Annotated in this window: 17 protein-coding genes and 1 pseudogene; 10 read left to right on the forward strand and 8 right to left on the reverse strand. The window is 62.5% G+C overall.

Going from position 1 to position 16812, the window contains the following annotated elements:
• Positions 1-21: 21 nt before the first annotated feature.
• On the reverse strand, positions 22-981 hold the full coding sequence (gene sppA / locus ACFHWW_RS01295; protein WP_379937070.1) for a signal peptide peptidase SppA: 960 nt from the start codon (positions 979-981) through the stop codon (positions 22-24).
• A 339-nt stretch (positions 982-1320) separates the two neighbouring features.
• Here sppA and lptC point away from each other — a divergent pair, with 339 nt between their 5' ends.
• The 6 genes from lptC to ptsN all read left to right on the forward strand — a co-directional run bounded on the left by lptC (position 1321) and on the right by ptsN (position 6602).
• Positions 1321-1989 carry an LPS export ABC transporter periplasmic protein LptC gene (gene lptC / locus ACFHWW_RS01300; protein WP_324762782.1) on the forward strand — a complete coding sequence of 223 codons (669 nt, stop codon included), beginning with the start codon at positions 1321-1323 and terminating at the stop codon, positions 1987-1989.
• Positions 1990-2020: 31 nt separating this feature from the next.
• Positions 2021-2581 (forward strand): LptA/OstA family protein, encoded by a 561-nt coding sequence (locus ACFHWW_RS01305; RefSeq protein ID WP_018093989.1) that lies wholly within the window; start codon positions 2021-2023, stop codon positions 2579-2581.
• A gap of 19 nt (positions 2582-2600) precedes the next feature.
• Positions 2601-3407 carry an LPS export ABC transporter ATP-binding protein gene (gene lptB / locus ACFHWW_RS01310; protein WP_379937238.1) on the forward strand — a complete coding sequence of 269 codons (807 nt, stop codon included), beginning with the start codon at positions 2601-2603 and terminating at the stop codon, positions 3405-3407.
• A 174-nt stretch (positions 3408-3581) separates the two neighbouring features.
• The gene (gene rpoN / locus ACFHWW_RS01315; RefSeq protein WP_379937071.1) at positions 3582-5126 is read left to right on the forward strand and encodes an RNA polymerase factor sigma-54; all 1545 of its coding nucleotides are present in this window, start codon (positions 3582-3584) and stop codon (positions 5124-5126) included.
• A gap of 264 nt (positions 5127-5390) precedes the next feature.
• The gene (gene hpf / locus ACFHWW_RS01320; RefSeq protein WP_100669775.1) at positions 5391-5963 is read left to right on the forward strand and encodes a ribosome hibernation-promoting factor, HPF/YfiA family; all 573 of its coding nucleotides are present in this window, start codon (positions 5391-5393) and stop codon (positions 5961-5963) included.
• 174 nt (positions 5964-6137) lie between these two features.
• Positions 6138-6602: a PTS IIA-like nitrogen regulatory protein PtsN gene (gene ptsN, locus ACFHWW_RS01325; protein ID WP_018093985.1), complete on the forward strand. Its 465-nt coding sequence runs from the start codon at positions 6138-6140 to the stop codon at positions 6600-6602.
• 121 nt (positions 6603-6723) lie between these two features.
• Here ptsN and grpE read toward each other — a convergent pair whose 3' ends face one another.
• Both grpE and hrcA read right to left on the reverse strand, forming a co-directional pair.
• Positions 6724-7350: a nucleotide exchange factor GrpE gene (gene grpE, locus ACFHWW_RS01330; RefSeq protein WP_026168514.1), complete on the reverse strand. Its 627-nt coding sequence runs from the start codon at positions 7348-7350 to the stop codon at positions 6724-6726.
• Positions 7351-7508: 158 nt separating this feature from the next.
• Positions 7509-8588 (reverse strand): heat-inducible transcriptional repressor HrcA, encoded by a 1080-nt coding sequence (gene hrcA / locus ACFHWW_RS01335; protein WP_003527730.1) that lies wholly within the window; start codon positions 8586-8588, stop codon positions 7509-7511.
• A gap of 257 nt (positions 8589-8845) precedes the next feature.
• On the opposite strand from hrcA, the gene rph reads away from it, so the two are divergent.
• The 4 genes from rph to hemW all read left to right on the forward strand — a co-directional run bounded on the left by rph (position 8846) and on the right by hemW (position 11968).
• Positions 8846-9565: a ribonuclease PH gene (rph, locus tag ACFHWW_RS01340; protein WP_018093983.1), complete on the forward strand. Its 720-nt coding sequence runs from the start codon at positions 8846-8848 to the stop codon at positions 9563-9565.
• A gap of 121 nt (positions 9566-9686) precedes the next feature.
• Complete coding sequence (locus ACFHWW_RS01345; protein ID WP_018093982.1) at positions 9687-10100, forward strand: VOC family protein; 414 nt, start codon at positions 9687-9689, stop codon at positions 10098-10100.
• A gap of 30 nt (positions 10101-10130) precedes the next feature.
• Positions 10131-10775, forward strand: coding sequence for an RdgB/HAM1 family non-canonical purine NTP pyrophosphatase (gene rdgB / locus ACFHWW_RS01350; protein ID WP_018093981.1), 645 nt, complete (start codon positions 10131-10133; stop codon positions 10773-10775).
• Between the two features lie 11 nt (positions 10776-10786).
• Positions 10787-11968 carry a radical SAM family heme chaperone HemW gene (hemW, locus tag ACFHWW_RS01355; protein WP_324762777.1) on the forward strand — a complete coding sequence of 394 codons (1182 nt, stop codon included), beginning with the start codon at positions 10787-10789 and terminating at the stop codon, positions 11966-11968.
• Positions 11969-11984: 16 nt separating this feature from the next.
• Here hemW and ACFHWW_RS01360 read toward each other — a convergent pair whose 3' ends face one another.
• From ACFHWW_RS01360 to dnaA, 5 genes and pseudogenes are all read right to left on the reverse strand, one after another.
• Entirely contained in the window at positions 11985-12851 is an 867-nt protein-coding gene (locus ACFHWW_RS01360; protein ID WP_379937072.1) for a nuclear transport factor 2 family protein, read from the reverse strand.
• Between the two features lie 15 nt (positions 12852-12866).
• Positions 12867-13349: an SRPBCC family protein gene (locus tag ACFHWW_RS01365; RefSeq protein WP_018093978.1), complete on the reverse strand. Its 483-nt coding sequence runs from the start codon at positions 13347-13349 to the stop codon at positions 12867-12869.
• A 73-nt stretch (positions 13350-13422) separates the two neighbouring features.
• Positions 13423-14691, reverse strand: coding sequence for an RNA polymerase sigma factor (locus tag ACFHWW_RS01370; RefSeq protein WP_018093977.1), 1269 nt, complete (start codon positions 14689-14691; stop codon positions 13423-13425).
• A pseudogene (locus ACFHWW_RS01375) lies at positions 14688-14907 on the reverse strand (hypothetical protein). The gene ACFHWW_RS01370 and the pseudogene ACFHWW_RS01375 overlap by 4 nt, the downstream one beginning before the upstream one ends.
• Positions 14908-15031: 124 nt before the next feature.
• Positions 15032-16474 (reverse strand): chromosomal replication initiator protein DnaA, encoded by a 1443-nt coding sequence (gene dnaA / locus ACFHWW_RS01380; protein ID WP_379937073.1) that lies wholly within the window; start codon positions 16472-16474, stop codon positions 15032-15034.
• Positions 16475-16812 lie beyond the last annotated feature (338 nt).

The raw sequence follows: 16812 nt of genomic DNA on the forward strand, positions 1-16812 counted from the left end.
CGGCTAGCACACGTGCCTTCCTCAATGCCCTTCAACCTGCCAAACCGAAACAAGACCGTCAAGAAACAACTTGTCCAGGCCGGTCTTTTCGAGGCTCTTCATCGTCGGAAAAGCCTCATATCCCAACACCTTGACCGCTTCGGCCAGGAGCGATCCGAGGCCGAAGGACAGCGCGCCGCTCGGTGCTTCCCAGTCGAGGACGGGAAGGTCCTTCGAGACCTTTCGTTCGGCCAGAAACGCCCTGATTTCATCATCGCCGCCGAGCTCGTCCACCAATTTGCCTTCCAGTGCCTGCCGCCCGGTGAAGATGCGGCCATCCGCAAGGGCCAGCGCTTCCGGCCGCTGCAGTTTGCGCCGCTCGGCCACCAGATCGACGAACCATCCGTAGCTGTCGTCGATCATCGCCTGAATCATGGCTCTCGCCTCGTCGCTCGGAGGATGAAACGGCGACGGTTCGGCTTTGAGAGGCCTCGATTTTATCGATTCAAGCGACACGCCGAGTTTGTCCATGAGGGTCTTGACCTGCGGATACTGGAAAATGACGCCGATGGAGCCGGTGATCGAGGTCTCCCCGGCAACGATCCGGTCGCCTGCAAGGGCGATCAGATAGCCGGCCGACGCGGCAAGCGTGCGCACATCCGAGACCACCGGCTTCTTCTCGGCAACCTTGCGGATGGCCTTGTAAATGACCTCGCCGCCATAGGTGGTGCCGCCCGGCGACGAAATCGTCACGATCAGCGCCTTGACGGACTGGTTGTCGGCGATCCGCTCCAGCCGCTCGACCAGCTCCCGGTCGTCCTGGATAAGACCTGTAACGGCGACGCGCGCGACGTGATCGCGCGCACGCTCCGTCACGTCGCCCCAGCCTGAAAAGGCAAACAGCGCGAGGCCGCCGGCGACGAGAACGGCCACCGCCGCCCAACGCCAGAAGCTCAGCTTTCTGCGCAGGCTGCGGCGGTCGGCAATGGCGAGTTCGTCCATGGGTGTCTCCGATTTGTGGTAAGGGGTTCTGTCAGTTTCCCGCGGAACATGCTATCCGCCTGAGACGCGGCAAGCTAGGGCAGTCTGCAACGCGACGCACGGGAATACGCGCCGGGCCGACGCGGGTTGCTGCATGAAACCCCTTGGGGTTTGACGCGGCATGGAGTAGAGCATGCCCGGCGGATTGAAATAGTGCGGCCGGATTGTCTTACAATGCAAAGTTTGCACCGCTCCATTGCCGGGCGGCAGCAAGATAACCATATTCGCCGTGGCTTACGCCGATGTATGTATATGTGTCCCTCGGACTGCCCGAGGTCAGAGGAAACTGACAGGCCCTTGATGCTGAACGAAGCCCGATCCCCCGCAATCTTCGCCGATGTGGGTACGAGCTCTGCCGATGCCTATGCTTCGGCGGCGCGGCATTCGGCGCGCGTAAGGCGCCTGAAAGTCCTGCTGCCGCTCATCGCCGGCGCGGTTGCGCTGATCTTCGTCGCCGTTTCCTTCGTGCGCGCTTTCCTGCCCGAAGAGCTGCAGCTCGAGACGGCCACGATCGAGAACGGCAAGATCGTCATGCAGAACCCGGCGATTTCCGGCCGCAACAAGCAGGATATCAGCTATTCGATGAAGGCTGAGCGGGCGCTTCAGGATATCGCCAACCCGAACCTGATCACACTCGAGACCATTCACGCCGAGATGCCGGTCAACGATACGCTGATCGCCACGGTCGATGCGACGAGCGGTATCTACGACCGCGGCGCGAATACGCTCGACATGAACGCCCCGTTCACGATTTCCATGAATAATGGCGTCAATGCCGATTTCCAGTCCGCCTATCTGGACATCAATGCCGGCGAAATGGAGACGAAACAACCGATTGCCATCAGCATGAAGGGCGGATCGATCATTGCGCAGAAGCTGCGAATGACAGATAAGGGACGTGTCGTAACTTTCGAAGGCATGGTAAGGGTCAATATCGAACCCAGCGCCATTCGCAAAAACGCAAAATAACAGGACCCCAAGAACAGGATCCCCTGCAGCCATGTCGGTCAAACCTGCCGCTCTCATAAGGATTTCAGCCGCTCTGGCCGTGGCCGGGCTCGGCGCTTCGCTGATTGCTTCCGCCGCCCTCGCGCAGGCAACCTCCAGTCGCATGCAGGGCCTTCAGCTTTCGAACGACCAGCCGATCCAGATCGAGAGCGACAAGCTTGAGATCAAGGATCCGGAAAGCAAGGCGATCTTCACCGGTAATGTGAAGGTCGTCCAGGGCACGACGACGCTGCAGGCCGGCAACATGACCGTCTTCTACAAGGCGGGCGGCGGCTCGGTCACCAGCGGCAACGCCGATATCGATCGGATCGAGGTCAGCAACAAGGTGTTCCTCAGCTCCGGTGCGCAGCAGGCGACGGGCGAAAGCGGCATCGTCAACCTGACCAACCAGACGATCGTGCTCAAGGGCAAGAAGGTCGTGCTGTCGGAAGGCAAGAACGTCTTCGTGGGCTGCCAGTTGAACGTCCAGATGGACACCGGCGAAGCGCAGCTCGACGCCTGCGGCGGCCGCGTACAGATCCAGCTCGATCCGCAGTCCCGCAAGACGAACTGACATAGACCCGCTCGTGCAGATTCCTTTCCTCCAAAAACGCAAACGGGGCAAAAAGCCGTCGGCGGCAGCGACAGCTGCCCGCGCGGTCGACAAGGCGCGCTACGACGGCACGCTGATTGCCCGGGGCCTTACGAAATCATACCGCTCGCGCCGCGTCGTCAACGGTGTCTCGCTCGTCGTGCGCCGCGGCGAGGCTGTCGGCCTGCTTGGTCCGAACGGCGCAGGCAAGACGACCTGCTTCTACATGATCACCGGCCTCGTGCCGGTGGACGAGGGCTCGATCGAGATCAACGGCAACGACGTCACGACGATGCCCATGTATCGCCGGGCGCGCCTGGGCGTCGGCTACCTGCCGCAGGAGGCCTCGATCTTTCGCGGGCTGACGGTCGAGGATAACATCCGCGCGGTGCTGGAGGTTCACGACGAGAACGTCGACCGCCGCGAGAGCAAGCTCAACGATCTGCTTGGTGAATTTTCGATCACGCACCTGCGCAAATCGCCGGCCATCGCGCTATCGGGCGGCGAACGCCGGCGCCTCGAAATCGCCCGTGCGCTTGCGACCGACCCGACCTTCATGCTGCTCGACGAACCCTTTGCAGGCGTCGACCCTATCTCCGTCGCCGATATCCAGGCGCTCGTGCGCCACCTCACGTCGCGCGGCATCGGCGTCCTCATCACCGACCACAATGTGCGCGAGACGCTCGGGCTGATCGATCGGGCCTATATCATCCATGCCGGCGAAGTGCTGACGCATGGCCGCGCCAACGACATCGTCACCAATCCGGACGTGCGCCGGCTTTATCTCGGCGACAATTTCAGCCTCTGACATCTGCCGGCAGCGTGCATTCCGGCAGAACGGACGACCGCCGGCTGAATCGGCACCTCCGCCGCCGTCCGTGCTTGACCAAATTCCAGTAATAAGCAATTTTTGGGCCAACTAAAAAATGGGCCCGTCCAAGCGGACACGGCTCGGAGAACTCGACGGGAGTTTCACGCCAGCATGGCCTTGTCCGCCAGCCTTCATCTGAGACAGTCGCAGTCGCTGGTCATGACGCCGCAGCTGATGCAGTCGATCCAGCTGCTTCAGATGAACCATCTGGAGCTCAGCCATTTCATCGCGCAGGAAGTCGAGAAGAACCCGCTGCTGGAGGTCCAATCGGCCGATGAGGCAACGACATCGGATCGCGAGGATGCCAGTCCGCATCCGGCTGAGACCGGCGGCGAGACCGACGAAGCGGCAGGTCAGAGCGATCTTTACGACAGCGCCATGTCGAGATCCGGCGAGAGACTCAGCGAAGGCTTCGACGCCGACTTCGCCAACGTCTTCCCCGACGATACGGCGCCGCAGCGGGCGGATGCGCCCGAGCTTCTCGGCCAATGGAAATCCATGCCGGGCGCCAGCGACGCCGAGGGCTACGATCTCGACGATTTCGTTGCCGGCCGCAAGACGCTGAGGGAGGCGCTCGCCGAGCAGCTGCACTTCGCACTCAGCACTGCCTCCGATCGGCTGATCGCCCTGCATTTCATCGACCAGCTCGACGATGCCGGCTACCTGCACGCCGACCTCGCCGAGACGGCCGAGAAGCTGGGCGCGGCCGGCGAGGATGTGGCGCGCGTGCTGCAGGTGCTTCAGCAGTTCGATCCGCCGGGGGTCTTTGCGCGCACGCTTGGCGAATGTCTTGCCATTCAGCTGCGCGCCCGCAATCGCCTCGACCCGGCGATGGAAGCGCTCGTGGCCAATCTCGAGCTCCTGGCACGGCGCGATTTCGCAAGTCTCAAGAAGATCTGCGGCGTCGACGAGGAAGACCTGGTCGATATGCTCGCCGAGATCCGCAAGCTCGATCCGAAACCGGGCACCAGCTTCGAAACCGGTGTGTTCGAGGCTATCGTTCCCGACGTCGTCGTGCGTGCCGCACCCGATGGCGGCTGGCTGGTCGAGCTCAATCCGGATGCCCTGCCCAGGGTTCTCGTCAACCACGACTATTTCACCGAAATATCACGGTCCAGCCGGAAGAACAGCGGCGAACAGGCCTTTCTCAACGAGTGCCTGCAAAATGCCAACTGGCTGACGCGCAGCCTCGATCAGCGCGCCAGGACGATCATGAAGGTGGCAAGCGAAATCGTCCGGCAGCAGGACGCCTTTCTCGTCCACGGCGTCGGCCACCTGCGCCCGCTGAACCTCAGGATCGTCGCGGATGCGATCAAGATGCACGAGTCGACGGTGAGCCGGGTCACCTCCAACAAATACGTGCTGACCCCGCGCGGGCTCTTCGAACTGAAGTATTTCTTCACCGTTTCGATCGGCTCGGCGGAAAACGGCGATGCACATTCCGCCGAGTCCGTGCGCCATCGCATCCGCACGATGATCAATCAGGAAAGCGCCGATGCCGTGCTCTCGGACGACGATATCGTCGACGTCCTCAAGAAAGCCGGCGTCGATATCGCCAGACGCACCGTCGCAAAATATCGCGAGACGATGAGCATCCCTTCCTCCGTCCAGCGCCGCCGCGAGAAACGCGCGCTGGCCAAAACCACAGCATTCTGAGCATTTCCGGGCGGCCGCAAGCGCGTAAGCCGGGTTGCGCTTTGGGCTCTCGCCTGCGGAACCGCCGGGGCTCGATGAACGTTTAATCCCACGACGCGCAATTGACTCTCCGCGGTACAGCGGATATGAGGCCGCCGCGCTTGCATAGAGGCAGCGCGCGCTCACGATTTCGGTTGTTCGGGACTCCCGTCGCTGAAGTGCTTGGATGACGGGGGCGCTTGGAATAGACTGGGCACGCAATTCACGAACAAGAGAGGAAACTCCATGAGTGTGCGTGTATCCGGTAAACATATGGAAATCGGCGATTCGTTTCGCGTCCGCATCGGCGAGCAGATCGAGCAGGCCGTAACCAAATATTTCGACGGAGGATATTCGAGCCAGGTCACTGTGGAAAAGTCAGGGTCGCGATTCAGCGCCGACTGCAAGCTTCATCTCGATACGGGCGTGGTATTGCAGGCAAACGGTCAGGCGAACGAGCCACAGTCAGCCTTCGACGCGGCTTCGGAGCGCATCGAGAAGCGGCTCCGGCGCTACAAGCGCAAGCTCAAGGACCATCACAACGGCAACGGGCAGAATGCCACCGAAGTGGCCTATCGAGTGATGGACTCGGTGCCCTTTGAGGACGAGGAAGTCCCCGACGATTATGCGCCGACGATCGTTGCCGAAACAACGAAACAGTTGAGAACAATGTCCGTCGCCAATGCCGTTATGGCCTTGGACATGACGGATGAACCGGTGCTGATGTTCCGCAGCCCCGGCAAGGATGACCTGAACATCGTCTATCGCCGCAACGATGGGAATATTGGCTGGATCGACGCCGCCAATATCAAGGCATGAGTGGGGATGGGGGAAGCCAGCCGGACTGGCGTCCCCCGTCTTTCCGATCAGCGGGACGGCGGAAAAGCTCGACTTTTCTGTGCATTCGACCCGCCAAGACAAAGATGGGTAGAGCCATCACGGCGCATTTGTGATGAGATTGCCAGGCTCTAACCGGCGAACGAGGATAAAAGAATGGCATTGGCAGGCTTGCTGCATCAAAATGCGATCATCCCGGCCATGAGGGCCAACTCGAAGAAGCAACTCCTTCAGGAATTGGCGGCAAAAGCATCGAAGCTCACCGGTCTTCCGGAGCGGGAGATCTTCGACGTCATCCTGCAGCGAGAAAGACTCGGCTCGACCGGGGTAGGCAACGGCATCGCCATCCCGCACGGCAAGCTTAGCAATCTGCCGTCGATCGTCGGTATCTTTGCGCGGCTCGATACGCCGGTGGATTTCGAGGCATTGGACGACCAGCCGGTCGACCTCGTCTTTCTGCTGCTTGCACCGGAAGGTGCCGGCGCCGACCACCTCAAGGCGCTCTCGCGCATCGCCCGCGTGCTGCGCGACCACGACATGGTGTCGCGTATCCGAGCGAGCGACTCGGCAAGCGCGATCTACACGCTGCTTAGCGACGACACGACCTCGCACGCTGCCTGAGTATCTTCTGCCTGCTGTCCTGCCGGAGCCGGTTGGAAAAGCATGCGATATTTCGAACAATGACGAAGGGCCGCGCACCTTGCAGAGTGCGCGGCCCTTCGCAAATCGCATTCATGCGCCGTCAGGCAGCAGGCGTCTCGCTTTCAGAGGACGCAGCTTTCGGGCCGCCCTTGGCAACACCGACCATCGCCGGGCGCAGAACGCGCTCGCCGATCGTGTATCCCGCCTGGACCACCTGAACGACCGTGTTGTTCGGGACCTCGGTGTTCGGGACCTCGAACATCGCCTGGTGGAAATTGGGATCGAACTTCTGACCGGTGGGGTCCAGCTGCTTCACGCCGTGACGCTCGAGCGCCGCGAGCATCGACCGTTCGGTCATTTCCACGCCCTCGATGAGTGCTTTCAGGCCGGCATCGCCCGCCTCTCTGGCGTCGGCCGGAATCGCATCCAGCGCGCGGCGCAGGTTGTCGGAGACCGCCAGCATGTCGCGCGCGAAGCCCGCGACGGAATAGGACTTCGCGTCCTTCACGTCACGTTCGGTGCGCCGGCGCAGATTGTCCATCTCCGCAGCGAGGCGAAGATATTTGTCGCGCAGTTCCGCACTCTCGGCCCTGGCAAGCTCAAGCGGATCTGGCGCGGTCGTGGAAGCATCCGCCTCCGGCTTCTCCGCGGCTTGCGGCTCAGCGGCTGTTTCGAATTCTTCAGGCGCCGCGGCCTCGGGTCCGTTCTTGTTCGTTTCGTCGGTCATGACGTTCTCCGAATTTCTGTCTTTTGCTCTGTTCGGCATCATCAAACCAGCGGAAGTCGCTTTGCTTGAACGTTCTGTTGCCTGGATTTGAAGCCCGATATCGATGTTTGGGCCCGAAAAATCAAGGGTCGATTGCTGCATCGATCAAAAGGATTCGCTCAGCGCGACAGCCGCGACATGAGCTGCGCGGTGTAATCGACCATGGGAACGATGCGGGAATAGTTGAGCCGGGTCGGCCCGATGACACCGACCGCGCCGACGATACGGTCGTCGCTGTCGCGGTAGGGAGCGACGATCAGCGAGGATCCGGAGAGTGAAAACAGCTTGTTTTCGGAACCGATGAAGATGCGCACGCCCGGGCCGCTCTCGGCGAGGTTGAGGATCTCGATCAGGCTGTCCTTCTTTTCGAGGTCATCGAAGAGCATGCGCAGCCGCTCAATGTCATCCGTCCCTTCCAATCCTTCGAGCAGATTGGCGCGGCCCCTGACGATCAGCCGCGCCGGCTGGCCGTCGCCCTCGCTTCCGGACCAGATCGCCAGCCCACGCTCGACCAGGTCCTGCGAGAGCGCGTCGAGCTCGCCGCGCACCGTCTCCTTGACCTTTTCCAGTTGCGTCCGCAGTTCGGGGATCGTCTGACCGGCAAGGTGAGCGTTGACGAAGTTCGCCGCTTCGGTGAGCTGGGCGCTGGTGATCCCGGCCGGCAGCTCGATGATGCGATTCTCCACCTGATCGTGCTCGCCGACGAGCACTGCCAGCGCCTTGGTCGGCGCCAGCCGGATAAACTCGACATGCTTGAGAACGGGGTCGCTCTTGGTGGTGATGACGAGACCTGCGCCGCGCGACATGCCGGACAGCATCTGGCTCGCCTCGGTAAGAAGGTTTTCGACCGACCGGTCGCGATTTCCCGGGTGAACCTGCCTTTCGATCGAGGCGCGTTCCTCCGGCGAGAGATTGCCCACCTGCATGAAGGCGTCCACGAAGAAGCGCAGGCCCAGCTGCGTCGGAAGCCGGCCGGCGCTGACATGGGGGGAATAGATCAGGCCCAGATCCTCGAGATCGCTCATCACGTTGCGAACCGAGGCCGGCGACAGCGACACCGGCAACAGCCGAGAGAGATTGCGCGAGCCCAGCGGCTCCCCGCTTTCCAGATAGCTCTCGACAATGCGGCGGAAGATCTCGCCGGAGCGCTCGTCCAGCGCCGATGCGATCCCCTTCGTTCCAGGGTTGCGCAGTACCATGTCACTCCGTGATCAGTATCCCGTGTTCGCAAAGAATATAGTGATCCGCACGGGGAATGGCAAAAGGGAAAAATCACTGCGAAGCTTCGACATCAAGCGGTTCCCTTTGCCCACGCCATGATCTAGAAGGCTCACGAAAGCGCCGCGTGTCTTCAGACGCGCAAAGGCCGCTGGAGCACTTTGAATTCTGCATGGTCTTGTCCTTGAACCGAACAGGACTCGAAGGAACATGCAGTCGGGATCGACAGGAGTTGACGATGCGGCCATCCGGTAGAAAAATCGACCAAATGCGCAAGGTCTCGTTCGAGCGCAATTTCTCCAAGCATGCGGAAGGATCCTGCCTGGTACGCTTCGGCGACACGCATGTTCTGTGCACCGCCAGCCTGGAGGAAAAAGTTCCGGCCTGGCTGCGCAACGGCGGCAAGGGCTGGATCACCGCGGAATACGGCATGCTGCCGCGCGCGACCGGCGAGCGCATGAGGCGCGAGGCGGCGACCGGCAAGCAGAGCGGCCGCACGCAGGAGATCCAGCGGCTGATCGGGCGGTCGCTCAGAGCCGTGGTCGATCTTCCGGCGCTCGGCGAACGTCAGATCTCGATCGACTGCGACGTGCTTCAGGCCGACGGCGGCACGCGCACTGCGTCGATCACCGGCGCCTGGATCGCCCTCCACGACTGTTTGAAGTGGATGGAAGCGCGCAACATGGTCAAGCTGGAGAAGGTCCTGAAAGATCATGTGGCCGCCATTTCCTGCGGCATCTTCGCCAATCAGCCGGTCATCGACCTCGATTATCTCGAAGACTCGGCTGCGGAGACGGATGCCAATTTCGTGATGACGGGCAGCGGCGGCCTGGTCGAGATCCAGGGAACGGCGGAAGGCAAGCCCTTCAGCGAAGAAGAATTTGCAAGCCTGATGCTGCTCGCCAAGAACGGCATTGCCGAACTCGTCGAAATGCAGAAGCAGGCGATAGCAGGCTAGACTGCTCTCTGCTGCACGGCAGCAGTGAGATGATCTGACGCTTCGACAATATGCACCTCCGGACGGAACACCGTCATGGCTTTCCGGAAGTGCTCTGGATCACTTGAGAGGAACCGGTCCGGTGCCGACATTCGAAGGCATTCTGGAAACCGCGCTTTACGCGGACGATCTCGACCAGGCCGAGGCCTTCTACGGAACGGTCCTCGGCCTTGAAAGGATCACGCGCGCCGGTAGCCGCCATGTCTTCTTCCGCTGCGGCGAAGGCGTGCTGTTGATCTTCAACCCGGCGGAGACGGTGAAGCCGCCTGCACCGGGCGCACTTCCCGTGCCTCCGCACGGGACGAAGGGCAACGGGCACATGTGCTTCCGGGTCGCCGCCGAGGCACTCGATGCCTGGAAGGCGAAACTGGAGGCAGCCGGAGTTTCGATCGAGGCGGATGTCCGCTGGCCGAACGGCGCCCGCTCCTTCTATTTCCGCGATCCGGCCGGCAACAGCCTGGAATGCGCGGAAGCGGGCCTCTGGGCCAAGGATTGATTTCGGCAGAACCTGAACGGAACGGAACAGATGCGCAGACTGATCGACAAGACGCTCGTCGTCGCGAGCCATAATGCCGGCAAGATCCGTGAGATCCGCGATCTCATCGGGCCGCTCGGCTTCGAGGCGAAATCGGCAGCCGATCTCGATTTCGTCGAGCCGGAAGAGACCGGCACGACCTTCGAGGAGAACGCGACGATCAAGGCGCTCGCCTCGGCCAGGGCTTCCGGACTGCCGGCGCTTTCGGACGATTCCGGTCTTGCCATCGACGCGCTCGGCGGCGCCCCCGGCGTCTACACGGCCAACTGGGCCGAACGTGAGGACGGCAGCCGCGACTTCCAGATGGCCATGGAAAAGGTCGAAGAGGCGCTCCGCGACAAGGGTGCGGTGACGCCCGAAAGCCGTACCGCACGCTTCGTGTCCGTTCTCTGCCTTGCCTGGCCGGACGGGCATGTCGAGCTCTTTCGCGGCGAGGTCGAGGGTTATGTCGTCTGGCCGCCGCGCGGCACCAGCGGCTTTGGCTACGATCCGGTCTTCCAACCGAAGGGCTACGACACCACATTCGGCGAAATGAGTGCGGAGGAGAAGCATGGCTGGAAGCCCGGCGATCCCGAGGCTCTGTCGCACCGCGCCCGCGCATTCAAGCTGTTCGCCGAAACCTGTCTCGGCGCCTGAGTAGAGAGACGATGCAGATAGCCCCGCTTTCAGCGATCGGTGACGGCATGGATCCCGGTTTCGGGGTCTATGTGCACTGGCCGTTCTGCGCGGCGAAATGCCCCTATTGCGACTTCAATAGCCATGTGCGCCACCAGCCGGTGGATCAGCCTCGCTTCGTCGCCGCATTTCTGAAGGAAATGGCTGCGGTGCGCGCGCTTTCCGGTCCGAGAACCGTCACCAGCATTTTCATGGGCGGGGGTACCCCGTCGCTGATGGAGCCTCAGACGGTGGAGGCGATCCTCGACGGCATTGCCCGGCATTGGCACGTGCCCGATGGCATCGAGATCACCATGGAGGCGAACCCCTCCAGCGTCGAGGCGACGCGCTTCCGCGGCTATAGGGCGGCCGGCGTCAACCGCGTCTCGCTCGGCGTCCAGGCTCTCAACGACCGTGACCTCAAATTTCTCGGGCGGCTGCACGATGTCGAGAATGCGTTGAAGGCCGTGCGGCTCGCCCGCGAGATCTTTCCGCGGATGTCCTTCGACCTGATCTATGCGCGGCCGAACCAGACGGTCGAGGAATGGGAGCGCGAACTGAAGGAGGCGGTTTCCTACGCCGTCGATCATCTGTCGCTCTACCAGCTTACAATCGAGGAAGGGACGCCCTTCTACGGCCTGCACAAGGCAGGCAAGCTCGTCGTTCCGGATGGCGAGCAGTCGGCTGTTCTCTACGAGGCCACGCAGGAGATCACCGCCGCGATCGGCATGCCGGCCTATGAGGTCTCCAACCATGCCCGGCCGGGGGCCGAGAGCCGGCACAACCTCACCTATTGGCGCTACGGCGACTATGCGGGCATCGGTCCCGGTGCCCACGGGCGGCTGGCGATCGGATCAGGCAAGATCGCGACCGCAACCGAGCGCAACCCCGAGGCATGGCTGCAACGCGTCGAAGAATGCGGCGAAGGCCTGATCGAGCGGGAACTGCTCGATTTCGAGGCGCAGGCCGATGAGCTTTTGCTGATGGGGTTGAGGCTGCGCGAAGGCGTCGATCTCGCCCGCTGGCAGACCCTCTCGGGCCGCGATCCGGATCCGGCCCGGGAAGAGTTCCTGATCGAGCATGGTTTCATCGAACGGATCGGCAATTCGCGGCTGCGCTGCACGCCCGCCGGAATGCTGATCCTCGACGCCGTGGTGGCCGACCTCGCCTGCTGATCGCGGGCCGAGCGGTTCAACCGCCTTCCTTTACCGGTGCGACGATCCCCCAGGTAAACCCGAAGGGATCTTTGAGCTGGCCGTAATGATCGCCCCAGAAGGCGATCTCCAGCGGCATCGTCACCTCCGCGCCGGCCTCCACCGCCCGTTTCCACCAGAAATCCGCGTCGTCGACGACGAGGTGCAGCACGAAGCCCTCCGGCGGCTTCCAGGGATGGCCGAATTCCGGGAAGGGATCGTTCAGCATCAATGCGCCGCCGTTGATCGTCAGGTGGCAGTGGATGAGGCGCTTTCCGTCCTGGGCAAGTTTGCGGTCCTCCTCCTTGGCGCCGAAAGCGCGGACGTAGAAGGCCGCCGCCGCATCTGCATCCTCCACGTTGAGATAGGCGATGACACCGGGCATGGGCGGGCGCGACGGTGCTTGCCAGTCGACCTCGGATCGAGGATCGAGATCGATCGCCGCCTTGAAGCTCCCGTCCATGTAGAAGGGAACGGATTCGTGCTGATGGGCAATCTTCCATCCCCTGTCGGTGCGCGTCAGGCCCAAGGTCAGGCGATACCAGAGCGCCGCCTTCTGACCATCGTGCTTCTCGCCGGAAAGATGCGTCAGCGCAGTGGCGAAGGCGACGTCGCCGCTCACCGAAACGTCGAGATCCTCGAGGGTGAAGCCGAGCGGTCCTTTCCACGTGGAGAACCACTGCTCGAGGCCGCCGGCATCTGCGTCGGAGGCCTTGAGGGGCGGCGCCAGGGAAAAGACGAGGCAATCGTCCGTGCCGTGGGCGAGGACGCGGGCGGCATCCTTCCGGCGCAACGCCTCCGCCCAGCCCCCGATTACCTCCTCGATTTCCGCAATGGCCGTATTGCTGCTCCCGGTAATGGTCATGACCCGGTCCTCCCCTCAGAGTTTCGCAACGAGTGCTGCAAGCTGATCGGCGCATTGGCCCCAGCCCTCGTGGAAGCCCATCTTCTCATGGGCATCGCGGTCCTCGACGCTCCAATGGAGCGCGCGGGCCGTATAGCGGGTCTTGCCGCCCTCGTTCTCGAAGGTCATGACCGCCGTCATGAACGGCTTTTCGGACGGCTTCCAGGCTTCCGTAAAGGCATCGGTGACGACGATCTTCTCGTTCGGCACGACTTCCAGATAGACGCCCTGATTAGGATAGAGTTCGCCCTCGGGCGAGCGCATGACAAAGCGGTTGATGCCGCCCGCCCTGACGTCGAGCTCCGCTTCCGTGATCGTCCACGGCAGAGGGGCGAACCACTGCTTCAGAAGCCCGGCTTCCGTGAAGGCCCGGTAGACCTTCTCGCGCGGGGCATCGATCAGCCGGGTCAGAACCAGTTCGCGTTCGCCGCCGGAATTGGTGTCGGTCGCTGCAGTCATTTTCGAATTCCTCCATGTTGGTTCATTCCAAGGACGAAAGAGGATGCCGCCTGCCGACAGGGGTCAGAAAAAATTATCGCTCTTCTTCCGCGACCGTCGCCGGCTCGGCCGCGAGGTGATCGAGCTGCATGCGGATATAGGCCGCTTCGGCCGCGTTGGTGGCCAGTGCGATCGCCCGGTCGAAGGCGGCGCGCGCCTCGCATGCCCGGCCGAGTTGCTTCAAAAGGCCGCCGCGCAGGCCATGATAATAGAAATAGCCGGAAAGCCTCTCGCCAAGGGGCTCCACCATCGCCAGTGCGGCCTCCGCTCCCTCCCGTTTGGAGACGGCGACCGCGCGATTGAGCGTGACGACCGGAGAGGGCTGCAGGCGCTCGAGCGCCTGGTAGAGGAGGTCAATCTCCTCCCAATCCGTCTGCTCAGGACGTTCGGCGCGGGCGTGCAGGGCGGCGATCGCTGCCTGTATCTGGTAAGGCCCGGGGCGGCGATGGCGCATTGCCTTGTCGATCATCGCCAGCGCCTCGGTAATCATCGGCCGACTCCAGAGCCGCCGATCCTGATCTTCGAGCAGGACGACGGCACCGTTTGCATCGAAGCGCGCGCGGGCGCGCGAATGCTGAAGCAGCAGAAGTGCCGTCAGTCCCATGATTTCCGGCTCGGCGGGAAACAGCCGCAGCAGCAGCCGCGACAGGCGGATCGCCTCGTCGCAAAGATCGGCGGAGACGCCCTCGGCGCCGTTCATCGCCGAATAACCCTCGTTGAAGACGAGATAGATCATCGTCGCGACCGCAGCGAGCCGCTCGGCGCGATCGGCGGCATCGGGTGTCTCGAACGGGATGCCGGCGGCCGCCACGCGGGCCTTGGCGCGGGTGATGCGCTGCTCCATCGCGGCTTCGCTGACGAGAAAAGCACGGGCGATCTGCCTGACGGAGAGCCCCGATACGATGCGCAGTGCAAGCGCGATCTGCTGGGTTGCCGGAAGCGTCGGATTGCTGCAGACGAAGAGCAGCCGCAGGATGTCGTCGCGGTAATGCGCCCCGTCGAGGCGATCGGCGAGCTCGCTCTCCCGGTCTTCGAGGTCGGAGAGCAGTTCCTCCGGGGGCAGCGCCGTCTCGCGCGACTGCCGCCGCACCCTGTCGATGCCGCTATTGCGTCCGACGAAGATGAGCCAGGCGGCGGGATCGCGCGGCGGACCGGTACGGGGCCAGTTTTTCAGCGCCCGGATACAGGCCTCCTGAAATGCCTCCTCCGCCAGATCGAGATTGCGAAAGTAGCGCAGCAGCGCACCCATTGCCTGCGGCCGCGCGGAAACAAGAGCAAGATCGATCCAGCCTGTGTCGGTCATGAGGGCAACTCACCGGGTTTATAAAGCGCGAGCGGCCGGACTTCGTAGGAGCCCGTGCTCGGTCGTCGGCACCAGGCGCGCTACGGGCCCCAGCTTGCCCGCTTCGACATATTTGCGTTGGACGGCGCTCAGATCACGCATGACCCGCTCGTCCTCCTCCTTGCTCCAGGCACTGGTGACGCTTTCATCGTTGTAGCAAAGCACGGCGTAAAGCATTGAAAATCTCCGCTCTGGTCTGAAGACGAATGGCGGTATTGATAGCCGACAAGCGACGGGAAAAAAACGCTCAACAAAAAAGCCCGGCGGACCGGGCTTTTCGTAACTTCGAGCTTACCTTCGTCTATTCGTTGATCAGTCGCTTCAAAAGCTCGATCTCGTGGCTGAGCTTGGTGTCGGCAGAAATCAGTTCCTCGATCTTGCGCACCGCATGGAGCACGGTCGTGTGGTCGCGCCCGCCGAAGCGGCGGCCGATTTCGGGGAAGGAGCGTGGGGTCAGTGTCTTCGACAGATACATTGCGATCTGGCGCGGCTTGACGATGACGCGGGTTCGGCGGTTCGAGACCAGCTCCTGACGCGAGACGTTGTAATGCTTGGCCACTACGCGCTGGATATCTTCGATGCGGACGCGGCGCGGTTCCCCGGCATTGACGAGATGGCCGAGCAGTTCGTCGACCCGCTCGATCGAAAGCTGCGGCTCGAAGGAGCGACGGAAGAGAAGCTGATTGAAGGCGCCCTCGAGTTCGCGGCCGCTGGCTGTCACGTTGCGGGCGACATGGCTCAGGATCTCGGGCGGAATCTCGAGCGAGGCATCGTCCTGGCGCGCCGCTTCGAGACGACGCTTCAGCATTTCCAGGCGCATCTCGTAGTCCGGCCCTTCCATCTCGATCGCCACGCCGCCTTGCAGGCGCGAGCGAACGCGGCTGTCGAGCGATTCCAGCTCCCAGGGTGCACGGTCGGCGGCGACGACCACCTGTTTGGCGGAGTCGAGCAGCATGTTCAACAGATGGCAGAACTCGTGCTGGATCGACTTGCCCTGCAGGAACTGCATGTCGTCGATAATGAGAAGGTCGATGTTGCGAAGCGATTCCTTCAGCGACAGCGCGTCATTGTCGCGGATCGCCGTTGCGAAACGCCACATGAAATATTCGGCCGTCAGATAGACGACGCGCGGCGCGCGCGCACTCTGGAGGGCCGCGAGAGCGATCGCCTGCAGGAGATGCGTCTTGCCGAGACCAACGCTCGAATGGATGAAGAGCGGATTGAAGCGCACGGCGCCGGCGCCGGCCTCGGCAATCGTACGCGCTGCCGCGAGCGCGACCCGGTTCGACGAGCCCTCTACGAAACTATCGAAACCGTAGCGCTGATCGAGAGGCGAGCCGAAAAGCGGCGCCTGGACGGGTCTCGCCGGAGCTGCCGCAACCGTGGCGGCGGCAATTGCCACGGAGGGGGCCGCCGAACGGCGGGAAGGAGAGACGGGCGCCGCTTCGGCAGCCACGGCAACGCTCTCCTCAGGAGCTGTCGGGCGATGACCACGGGTCGCAGTGCGCACGAGGATCTCGACCTTCAGTATTTCGCCGTCCTCCTGCTGGACGAGCGTGGTGATCAGATCGAGATAGCGATTATTGATCCAGGACTTCAGAAAAGTCGTCGGGACCGAGAGGCGCACGACGCTTTTCGACACTGAATGGAGCTTGAGGCGTCCAAACCAACTTGCGAAGACATCCGGTCCGACCTGGGCTTTCAAGCGCGCACTTACCCGCTCAAACAGTGCGTCATGCCGCATGTCGTGTTTTTCCCCCGCCGCCTGAGACTGATTGCTTCCGGCCTGAAAACCTTCAGGTGCCGTCGCCAAATTCATCCGCATCTTGCCGCCTTCCAATTTCATTATTCCGACGCCGTCATTTCTGGCGGCCTCATCTTTATGTCCGCCCGCCACGGCCGCTCAAAGCCATGCCGCGTCAGCCGGACGCTCTGATACGCACCGAACCCGGGCTCCTCATATCCCGTCACGGCGCGCTGCGCTCATTCGCTCGCCTTCGCCTCAAGCAAATGTCCCCTCGCACTTCGCCTTACCGACTCTGCACGGCTATTTTCAAGCCGACCAGAACCGTTTTTCCTCGT

This window comes from Sinorhizobium sp. P24N7 (assembly GCF_042436655.1).
Lineage (GTDB): Bacteria > Pseudomonadota > Alphaproteobacteria > Rhizobiales > Rhizobiaceae > Sinorhizobium > Sinorhizobium meliloti_A.

Coding starts and splice junctions, on each gene's coding strand:
- rph (WP_018093983.1), top strand. CDS start 8,846: ATGCGGCCATCCGGTAGAAAAATCGACCAAATGCGCAAGGTCTCGTTC.
- sppA (WP_379937070.1), bottom strand. CDS start 981: ATGGACGAACTCGCCATTGCCGACCGCCGCAGCCTGCGCAGAAAGCTG.
- ACFHWW_RS01360 (WP_379937072.1), bottom strand. CDS start 12,851: ATGACCATTACCGGGAGCAGCAATACGGCCATTGCGGAAATCGAGGAG.
- hrcA (WP_003527730.1), bottom strand. CDS start 8,588: ATGGTACTGCGCAACCCTGGAACGAAGGGGATCGCATCGGCGCTGGAC.
- hemW (WP_324762777.1), top strand. CDS start 10,787: ATGCAGATAGCCCCGCTTTCAGCGATCGGTGACGGCATGGATCCCGGT.
- ACFHWW_RS01365 (WP_018093978.1), bottom strand. CDS start 13,349: ATGACTGCAGCGACCGACACCAATTCCGGCGGCGAACGCGAACTGGTT.
- rpoN (WP_379937071.1), top strand. CDS start 3,582: ATGGCCTTGTCCGCCAGCCTTCATCTGAGACAGTCGCAGTCGCTGGTC.
- rdgB (WP_018093981.1), top strand. CDS start 10,131: ATGCGCAGACTGATCGACAAGACGCTCGTCGTCGCGAGCCATAATGCC.
- dnaA (WP_379937073.1), bottom strand. CDS start 16,474: ATGCGGCATGACGCACTGTTTGAGCGGGTAAGTGCGCGCTTGAAAGCC.
- ACFHWW_RS01305 (WP_018093989.1), top strand. CDS start 2,021: ATGTCGGTCAAACCTGCCGCTCTCATAAGGATTTCAGCCGCTCTGGCC.
- grpE (WP_026168514.1), bottom strand. CDS start 7,350: ATGACCGACGAAACGAACAAGAACGGACCCGAGGCCGCGGCGCCTGAA.
- ACFHWW_RS01370 (WP_018093977.1), bottom strand. CDS start 14,691: ATGACCGACACAGGCTGGATCGATCTTGCTCTTGTTTCCGCGCGGCCG.
- lptC (WP_324762782.1), top strand. CDS start 1,321: ATGCTGAACGAAGCCCGATCCCCCGCAATCTTCGCCGATGTGGGTACG.
- hpf (WP_100669775.1), top strand. CDS start 5,391: ATGAGTGTGCGTGTATCCGGTAAACATATGGAAATCGGCGATTCGTTT.
- ptsN (WP_018093985.1), top strand. CDS start 6,138: ATGGCATTGGCAGGCTTGCTGCATCAAAATGCGATCATCCCGGCCATG.